We start from the raw sequence: 231 nt of genomic DNA on the forward strand, positions 1-231 counted from the left end.
GTCATGGACACCGACACACGTCCGCGCTCGGGGCCGGCGACATCCCGGAAATAGCCCCACAACGCCAAACCGAGCGACAGCCCCGTGTCGGAGCAACCGGGTGGAATCCACACGTTCTCGAACGGCGACCGCTGCAGCACACGGGCATTGGCCAGACCGTTCAGCGCCGTCCCACCCGCGATGCACAGGTTGCGGCTGCCGGTCTTTTCGTACGCGTACTCGGCCATCCGC

General features: G+C 66.7%; 1 protein-coding gene. It reads right to left on the bottom strand.

Annotation, left to right across the window (positions count from 1 at the left end):
- Window positions 1–231, bottom strand: a 231-nt coding sequence (locus ACLJNW_RS28950; RefSeq protein WP_410962130.1) for a carbamoyltransferase N-terminal domain-containing protein, incomplete at both ends; no start/stop codon positions are given.

It is taken from the genome of Salmonella sp. SAL4457 (assembly GCF_046548235.1).
GTDB lineage: Bacteria > Pseudomonadota > Gammaproteobacteria > Enterobacterales > Enterobacteriaceae > Salmonella > Salmonella enterica.